Consider the following 9,008-nt stretch of genomic DNA (forward strand, 5'->3'; position numbering starts at 1 on the left):
ATATAATGTTTATAATAGGAGCTCATTTATCTATATCAAAGGGATATCTACATATGGGGAAGGAAGCCACTAAGATTGGTGGCAATACCTTTCAATACTTTACGCGCAATCCGCGAGGTGGTAGCATGCGCGCCCTCGATATAGACGATATGAATAGTCTTAGTGTCTATATGAAAGAACATAATTTTGGCACCTTGTTGGCCCATGCCCCATATACATATAATCCGTGTGCGGCCAAGGAAGATTTGCGTGCCTTTGCGAAACAATCTATGAAAGAAGATTTAGAGCGCATGGAATATTTACCTGGTCAAATGTATAACTTTCACCCAGGTAGCCATGTAAAGCAAGGTGTAGATCAAGGCATCGAATATATCGTAGAATGTTTGAACGAAATTCTGTTTCCCGGTATGAAAACGACCGTTCTTTTAGAGGTCATGGCTGGGAAAGGAACGGAGATTGGTTCCCGTTTTGAAGAAATCGCGCGCATCATCGATGGTGTTAAACTAAAGGAATATATGGGTGTATGTGTTGACACGTGCCACATCCACGAAGGTGGGTATGATATTGTCAATAATCTTGATGGTGTTATTGATGAGTTCGACCGTATTGTTGGTCTTGAGCGTTTGAAGGCCATTCATTTGAACGATTCTAAAAATCCAATGGGTGCTCATAAGGATCGTCATGAAAAAATTGGAGAAGGTCATATCGGTATTGATGCGATTGCCCGTATTGTGACGCATCCTAAATTGACGAACTTGCCATTCTATTTGGAAACGCCAAATGAATTAGATGGTTACGCAAAGGAAATCGCTATGTTGCGTTCTATTGTAGAAAATCAATAATGTGCTAGAGCTAGTGGTCTAGTCATATACTGTTGGTATAGGGGAAACTGGAAAGGGGGATACAATGCGTTTTTTACATACTGCTGATTGGCATTTGGGGCGTATTTTTTATGGACAATATTTAACAGACGACCAAGCTCATGTATTGGAGCATCAGTTCTTTACTATTTTGAAAGAAGAAAAAATCGATGGCATTTTGCTGGCAGGTGATGTATTTGATCGGGCAGTACCACCTATTGAAGCCATCGAATTGTGGGATTCCATTATCACGCGTCTCGCCATGGACTATAAGGTACCTCTATTTGTAGTAAGTGGTAATCATGATGGGGCAGAGCGTCTTGAAGTGGGACGGTCTATGTTAAGCCGGTCCGGTATTCATATTTGGGGGTCTCCTCATCATGCGTTACAGCCCTTTGAGTTTGAAAGCTCTGATGGTAAGGTAGCCATTTGCCCCATGCCATTTAGTGAACCGCGTCGCATAGGTGATGCGTTGGGATTGAGCGCTAGTGAATCAAAACCAGTTTATACGGATATAGCTGATGATACTTTATTTTCCTATGTAGATGATAAGGAGCAAGAAACGTCCGAACTTAACTTACATAATTATGATCAAATGTATCAGGCTTGGAGTGATTATCTATATAAACAATTGCCAAAAGGGATGCGTAGCATTGCCATTAGCCACGCCTTTGTGATGGGTGGCGAAGTGGGTGGTTCCGAACGAACCTTGTCTGTAGGTGGCAGTGAACAGGTGAGCCCTCACGTTTTTAAAAACTTTCACTATACAGCCCTTGGCCATTTACATGGACCGCAACGGATGGGGGCAGACCATATTCGCTATAGCGGATCGCCATTAAAGTATTCCTTTGATGAACATGGGCAGAAGAAATCTTTCACCATTATTGATATGGATACAAAAGGGAATGTAGATATTAGTACAATCCCTGTAGAGGCGAAGCGCGATGTAGTCATATTGGAAGGCTATTTTGAGGACCTCTTGAATAATAAAGATCTTCAAACAAAACATAAGGATGATTATGTACAAGCTCGTCTGTTAGATACGATGCCTATCATGGATGGCATGGCTAAGTTGCGCCAGGTCTATCATCGATGTATGACCATTGAATTGGTAGGTCGCATAGCAACTCCTGTGGCGGATATAGGCGATGCCGTATTTAAAGAGCTAAATGAACGTCAATTGTTTAATCAGTTTGCAGAAACCGTGTGGAAAGAGCCATTAACAGAGGCGGAACAGTCATATATCGACTCTGTGTGGGACCGAATTATCAAGGAGGACTAAATGAAGCCTATATCACTGACAATAGAAGCCTTTGGTCCATATCGTGATTTGGTTACATTGGATTTTAGTAAATTAGAAAATCATTCTATGTTCCTCATCTCAGGGCCTACAGGGGCAGGGAAAACATCTATTTTAGATGCTATGGTGTACGCCTTGTATGGCGAGCCCAGTGGAGAAGTGCGTAAAACCGATGCTATTCGCAGCGATTTTGCTGAACCTGATCGGATGACGCGCGTTGATTTTTCCTTTGCTATCGGCGATGCTCAGTATCGTGTTGAAAGATTACCAAAACAAATGGTATCTAAGAAACGTGGTACCGGTATGCGCGTGCAGAATGCTAGTGCTACTGTATACGAAATGAACGATGGTGAGTGGAAGGTCATTGCTACCTCTGCCGCCGCTATTCGCGATACAATTCAACGAATCATAGGTTTTCGTAAAGACCAATTTTTACAAGTGGTTTTATTGCCGCAAGGGGAATTCAGAAAACTCCTTGTTGCCTCTACGAATGAACGGGAAGAATTACTACATACGCTCTTTAGAACAGAGTTATATCGAAAACTACAAGAGGCTCTTAAATCAGCTTATGATGACGCAAAAGCTGGGATTGAAGAAAATTTGATGAAGCAAATGGCGTTGATACAGTCTATTCCTCGTGACGAGGACACTCCGGTATTGACCGTTGACCATGTACGAGAATTATTGGAAAATAGAGGACCTCATCGGGATGCACTGGTAGTGGACCGTGATGAGGCTGTTACTGTAGTGGATCGATTCAATACATTGCGTAATGAGTGGGCTTTATATAATCAAGCACAACAATCTCTAGTGCAGGCTACGTCTCAATTAGATTTGGTGAAAGCTAAAGAACCTGAGCGTACACAATTACGTGAAAAGGTTCAATTCCTCAATTCCTTATCTCCAGTTTATGTATTATATCAACAATACATTGATAAACAGTCTAGTTTAACAACATTAGAACGGGCTCTATCCGATGCAGAAAAAAGTGTGGACACTGCTACTCAACATGAGTCTAACTGTATAGAGGCTTATGAAGCGTTAGAATCTCAAGCTGAAACGATACAATCTAAGAGGACTACGTTGGCTCAACTCCAGCAACAGTCCGAAAAGTTTGATGAGTTAGGAAAATTGAAAAAAGAACTGTCTGCCCTAAATGATGATTTAGCGAAATTGAATAGTAAAAAAAGTGAAGCGGATCTAGAGATACAACGTCAGCTTATCAAACAGATAGAAGTAGATGTTGAGGATTTACGTAAATGCTTACAAGAGAATAGTACATTACTAGAGACGGTTCCTGTTATTCAAGAACAGCTCAATTATTTGCACAGATATTCTGAGTTGGTAGAAGAAATTAGTCAGGTCCAAAAAGAAATCGACATTAAAGATGAGACCTTATCAGCTCTTGATAAAACAGTGAAAGAGGCGAAGGTGCATTTAGAGCGGCTAGAGCATTTAATGCAAGAAGGGCGTGCGTATGAACTGGTTCCTTTCGTGAAAGAAGAAGAGCCTTGCCCAGTATGTGGATCTACAGAACATCCTAATTTAGCAACTAAGCCAGAATTATATCCCACTAAGGATGAGGTTGAAGCTGCTCGAGGACTTCGTGATAAAGAGATACAACAACAAGCGAATGAAGCTGGTCAAAGGAATACATTAGTGGGGCGGTTGCATGAATTATCTAACCATATGGATGCACAAGTTTCGATTCTTAAGTCCTCTATAGATGGTTTTTCTAAGGAAAACTTTGCATCGCTTCAACAAAATCTGTTATCTCAAATGGAACGACTCAAAATGTTACGTGGTGAATCTGAACAGTTAGGTAAGGCTATTTCTGATGCGGAGCGTAGGTTAAGCACCGCTAAGGATACGTTGGCTAAATCAGAACTTACACATAATGAACTGCTTAAAGCATTGCATGAACTAGAGATTAGTATCAGTTCTGTACAAGCAAAAATAGATTCCTTATCAGAGTTGTTGCCTACTACGGATGTAGAGCTGTGGCGTAAGCAAGTGACATCCTTAGCATCAGAAATTAAAGAGTATGATGCGCAGTTAACAGTGATTACAAAACAATTAGAGGAGGCTCGAGGGCAGCTAAGTGCTAAACGAGGTCGACTAGAAACCTTATCTTCTCAGGTAAAAGAAGAACGAAAGAATCTTGAGTCGCTCCATGGGGAATATATAGAGTCATTGCAATCTATATCGTTAAGTGAAATTGATTTTGTAGAAGCGTTGAGTGATTTTAATGCATTAGAGGATTTTAAATCTAAGTTATATGATTTGGAAGAGGCCTTCAGCACAGCACAAGCTGTATATGATGCGGCCTTAAAGACTGCGGAGACTGTAGTTAAACCTAGCGATTCTGTTTCGGATGAAGTATATGATGCAGCGGTAGAACGTCGTGATACATTAGTAGGCAATTTAGCGGCCTGGGATAAAGAAACACAGCATATAGAAACAACACTTGCTTCGCTAGAGGAAATTGAAACGGCTATGGGTGAGGCCCGAGAGAAGGTGGCCTTCTTAAGTCGATTGAATGATCTAGCTAATGGTGGTGAACAAGGTTTCAAAAATGTCACCTTTGAGCGCTATGTATTGGGGGCCATTTTAGATGAGGTTGTGTATGCAGCCAATTTACGTCTTCAAAAGATGAGCCGTAGCCGTTACTCTTTGGAGCGTTCAGACTATACTGGTGGCGGCCGTGGCAAGCAAGGCCTTGATTTGGCCGTAATGGACGCTTTCACAGGGCAATCAAGACCAGCGAATACCTTGTCGGGTGGCGAAACATTTTTGGCATCTATGGCCCTAGCATTAGGATTAGCTGATGTTATCCAAAGTTATGCTGGTGGTATTCATATGGATACGATGTTCATTGATGAAGGGTTTGGTACACTTGACCCTGATACATTAGAGCTGGCCATGGAAACACTGGTACAGTTACAATCATCGGGGCGCCTTATCGGCATGATTTCTCATGTACCTGAGTTAAAGACGCGGATACCTGCCCATTTAGAGGTCACACGTGGTGATGAAGGTAGTACGGCAAAATTTGTTATTAACTAGCTATAAATTTACAAAATGTGATACTATTAAAAGAGGATAATTCCTACAAAAACATACTGTATTTATATAAGGAGGTCCTATGAAGTTTTCATTTGCTCATAATAATATAAATGTTAAGGATCTTGATAAGAGTTTAGCCTTCTATAAAGAGGCCTTACTGCTTGAAGAGGCTCGTCGCTTGGAAGATCCAAGCGGTGCTTTCACCCTTGTATATTTAAAAAGTCCATATACGGCGCATGAATTAGAACTTACATGGTTGCGCGATTGGGATCGCCCTTATAATCTAGGGGATAATGAGTTCCACTTGGCATTTTATGTTGATGACTACGAAGCAGCTCTAAAAAAACATAAAGAGATGGGTGTTGTAGCCTATGAAAATGCCGACATGGGTATTTATTTTATCGCTGATCCTGATGGATATTGGACAGAAATCATTCCGGCGGGTAAATATTAATGGAATATATGTTAACTCGTTTAGAGTGGTTGGTTGGCCCTAATAAAATCAAAACATTAAAGGATACATCTATTGCGCTCTTTGGTGTTGGTGGTGTCGGCGGTGGAGCCCTTGAGGCGCTAGTTCGTGCTGGTGTAGGGCGCATCGTTATTATTGATGGTGATTCCATTGCACCTAGCAATTTGAATCGTCAAATGATTACGACACACGATACCATTGGAGAACGTAAGGTTGAGGTCGCAAAGGCGCGAGCTCTTTCCATCAATCCTGATGTAGTGATAGAAACTCACGATATTATGTATACTGATGAGAAATATCCTGGATTTATTCAAAGTTTGAATGTTGATTATGTGATTGATGCCATTGATATGGTAACGGCTAAACTCAATATTATCGAGGTTTGTCAACGTGAAAATATCCCTGTTATTTCCTGTATGGGCGGCGGTAATCGCTTTTACCCAGAGAAACTTATGATTGCAGATATCAATAAGTCTCATACATGCCCGCTAGCACGCGTTATGCGCCGGGAACTCAAGAAACGGGGGATAAAAAAACAATTAGTTTTATTTTCTACAGAAAAACCGACAAAACCACAATTCCGTGGCGAAGCAACGAGCCCAGGAACATGTAGTTTTGTGCCACCAGTGGCAGGTTTTATATTAGCAGCACATGTGTTGCGTACAATTTTGGAGGTACCTGAACAATGAAACAAGCAAAAATCCATATGGCAAAAGGTGGAGACATTGTAATTGAATTATTTGATAAAGAAGCACCTGGCACAGTACAAAACTTTATCGACCTTATTAATAAAGGCTTCTATAATGGCTTAACATTCCATCGTGTAATTCCTGGCTTTGTAGCGCAAGGTGGTTGCCCTAATGGCAATGGTACAGGCGGTCCTGGTTACACAATTAAAGACGAATTGATTGGCAATCCTCATAAACACGAACGTGGTGCGTTGTCCATGGCTCACCGTGGTCCTAATACTGGCGGCAGCCAATTCTTTATCGTATACGAACCACAACCTCATTTAGATGGTGTACATACTGTATTTGGTAAAGTAATCGAAGGCATGGACGTAGTTGATGGTATCCATCAAGGCGATATCATGGAAACCGTGGAAGTAATTGAAGGTTAATCTCATGAATGATGTATCTGTTAAACATCCGGAGTGGCTTGATATCGATGTAAATGGAACCATATCACACGGCTATGATCAAGAATGGTTTGATGATGAATGGCAACGTCTGTCTGGTTGTGGCCCTACATCGGCTACACAGGTGTTGAGTTATTCTGAATTTCGAGATGGCTTATTAGATGTGTCTACTACGGCGAATCATACATTAGCATTAGAGCGTATGAATGTCGTGTGGAACTATGTAAAACCAAGATTTGGTGGTGGCGTTTATAAAACGCAATGGATGGAACGCGGCCTTAGTCGTTTGTTTGATGATAAGAATTTGCCTTATGAGGTACACATGCTTAATGTATCTCCCTTTTCTGCATCCCGCGTAGAAGTAGACGCGGCGGCGCAGTTTATTCACGATGCATTATCACAGGATGTTCCTGTAGCGTTCTTAAATCGTCATAAAGGTAAAGAACCTGCGCTTTATACATGGCATTGGGTGCCTATTTATAAGATGTTCATGGATGGTGATGATATTCGTTGCGGCATTTTTGATGAAGGGGAAATCCGTGATTTCTCACTAGTTCATTGGTTGCAAGATACCATCCTTGGCGGTGGATTCTGTTATATAACTAAGAAATAATATTAGTATTATGAGAGCGATGGTGAAAGCTATCGCTCTACCTATATAGGAGGTTATTATGAGTCAATGGATTACAGAAGAGCAAACACCTCATTTACGTCTTAGCGCTGAAGCAGAAGAGGTGCTTTATTCTGGTGAATCTGAATTTCAAAAAATTGAAGTATTTAAGTCTAAAGAATATGGCATGATGCTTGCATTAGATGGTGTATTCCAAACATCTGAACGGGAGGAATTTATCTACCATGAAATGATTGCTCATGTACCATTGTTTTTGCATCCAAATCCAGAAAGGGTACTCATTATCGGTGGCGGTGATGGCGGTGTAGCTAGAGAATGCGTACGCCATGATTGCGTTAAAGAAGTTACCATGGTTGAGATTGATGGCAAAGTTGTAGAATTAGCAAAACAATACTTACCTACGATTTCTAAGGCTATGATTGAAAACAATCCTAAGCTAACAGTGAAAATCGGTGATGGTATTGGATTTATGGCAGAAGCAGAAGATTACTATGATGTTATTATCGTTGATTGCTCTGACCCAATTGGCCCTGGTGAAGGATTATTTACAGAAGAGTTTTATAAGAATACATTGAAAGCTCTAAAAGCAGATGGTCTATTTGTGCAACAAACCGAATCTCCTATGCTTCATCAACCGCTCGTTGAGAAAGTATTTGGCTATGTAAACGATCATTTCCCAATTGCGCGTTTATACACCGCGTATATTCCAATCTATCCTGCAGGGATGCATTGCTTTACGATTGGATCTAAAAAATACGACCCATTAACATGGGAACCAAATCGGGAACAAAACTTTGAAACTAAGTACTATAATAAGGATATTCAAAAGGCTGCGTTTGCATTACCAAATTTTGTAAAAAACTATTTGCCAAATAAATAATTTATATGTATAATAGGGAAGCACCATTCGTTAAGAAACATTTTAACGGTGGTACTTCCTTTTTATTAGGATGTGAAAGGGTTTTATATTAGAAGTAAACAGCGTACTAATTTCAAAACTGAAAGTTAAATGAATTTAGAAAAAGTTGTTGACACAAACTTCTAAAACAGATATAATTCTCTTTGTTACGAAGACAGTGTCTTCGATACCTACAAGGTGGTGGGTATGGTGAAGCGGTTAACACGGCGGATTGTGGCTCCGTTACGCGTGGGTTCGATCCCCACTACTCACCCCATAACCTACACATCGTAATCATTGTAGGGGTGTCGCCAAGTGGTAAGGCAACGGACTTTGACTCCGTTATGCGCTGGTTCGATCCCAGCCACCCCTGCCAACATGGTTCATTAGCTCAGTTGGTAGAGCACCTGACTTTTAATCAGGGTGTCCCGCGTTCGAGTCGCGGATGAGCCACCAAATAAAACTCACAAACGAAAGTTTGTGAGTTTTCTATCTCTAATTTAAGAGAATTTGGTTATGATGGTAAGTATATTGTGGAAACACAAGTGGTCAAAAATAAAGCAAAACTTCTTAAAAAAGTGGTTGACGTTTTATGAGATGACTGATATACTTTAAAAAGTCGTTAGAACGTTAAAATTTCTAA

Annotated in this window: 8 protein-coding genes and 3 tRNA genes; all 11 read left to right on the top strand. The window is 40.7% G+C overall.

What is annotated here, in order from left to right; all coding sequences use genetic code 11:
- Positions 1-5 precede the first annotated feature (5 nt).
- The 11 genes from O3617_RS04775 to O3617_RS04825 all read left to right on the top strand — a co-directional run bounded on the left by O3617_RS04775 (position 6) and on the right by O3617_RS04825 (position 8,821).
- Positions 6-842, top strand: coding sequence for a deoxyribonuclease IV (locus tag O3617_RS04775; protein WP_371448952.1), 837 nt, complete (start codon positions 6-8; stop codon positions 840-842).
- 64 nt (positions 843-906) lie between these two features.
- A complete protein-coding gene (locus O3617_RS04780) occupies positions 907-2,142 on the top strand; it encodes an exonuclease SbcCD subunit D (RefSeq protein ID WP_371448954.1) in 1,236 nt (411 codons plus the stop codon).
- Positions 2,143-5,226 (top strand): AAA family ATPase, encoded by a 3,084-nt coding sequence (locus tag O3617_RS04785; RefSeq protein ID WP_371448955.1) that lies wholly within the window; start codon positions 2,143-2,145, stop codon positions 5,224-5,226.
- 79 nt (positions 5,227-5,305) lie between these two features.
- On the top strand, positions 5,306-5,680 hold the full coding sequence (locus O3617_RS04790) for a VOC family protein (RefSeq protein WP_005380323.1): 375 nt from the start codon (positions 5,306-5,308) through the stop codon (positions 5,678-5,680).
- A complete protein-coding gene (locus O3617_RS04795) occupies positions 5,680-6,387 on the top strand; it encodes a ThiF family adenylyltransferase (protein ID WP_371448957.1) in 708 nt (235 codons plus the stop codon). Before O3617_RS04790 ends, O3617_RS04795 begins: the two co-directional genes overlap by 1 nt.
- Positions 6,384-6,818: a peptidylprolyl isomerase gene (locus tag O3617_RS04800; RefSeq protein WP_005378394.1), complete on the top strand. Its 435-nt coding sequence runs from the start codon at positions 6,384-6,386 to the stop codon at positions 6,816-6,818. The genes O3617_RS04795 and O3617_RS04800 overlap by 4 nt, the downstream gene beginning before the upstream one ends.
- 4 nt (positions 6,819-6,822) lie before the next feature.
- Positions 6,823-7,449, top strand: coding sequence for a hypothetical protein (locus O3617_RS04805; RefSeq protein ID WP_371448959.1), 627 nt, complete (start codon positions 6,823-6,825; stop codon positions 7,447-7,449).
- A gap of 58 nt (positions 7,450-7,507) precedes the next feature.
- Positions 7,508-8,347, top strand: a complete 840-nt coding sequence (gene speE / locus O3617_RS04810; protein WP_371448960.1) for a polyamine aminopropyltransferase — start codon at positions 7,508-7,510, stop codon at positions 8,345-8,347.
- A 219-nt stretch (positions 8,348-8,566) separates the two neighbouring features.
- Positions 8,567-8,642: transfer RNA gene (locus O3617_RS04815), tRNA-His, on the top strand.
- 24 nt (positions 8,643-8,666) lie between these two features.
- A tRNA-Gln gene (locus O3617_RS04820) sits at positions 8,667-8,741 on the top strand.
- Positions 8,742-8,745: 4 nt separating this feature from the next.
- Positions 8,746-8,821: transfer RNA gene (locus tag O3617_RS04825), tRNA-Lys, on the top strand.
- The last annotated feature ends 187 nt before the right edge of the window (positions 8,822-9,008 follow it).

The organism is Veillonella sp. 27098_8_77 (genome assembly GCF_041431535.1).
Classification (GTDB): Bacteria; Bacillota; Negativicutes; order Veillonellales; family Veillonellaceae; genus Veillonella.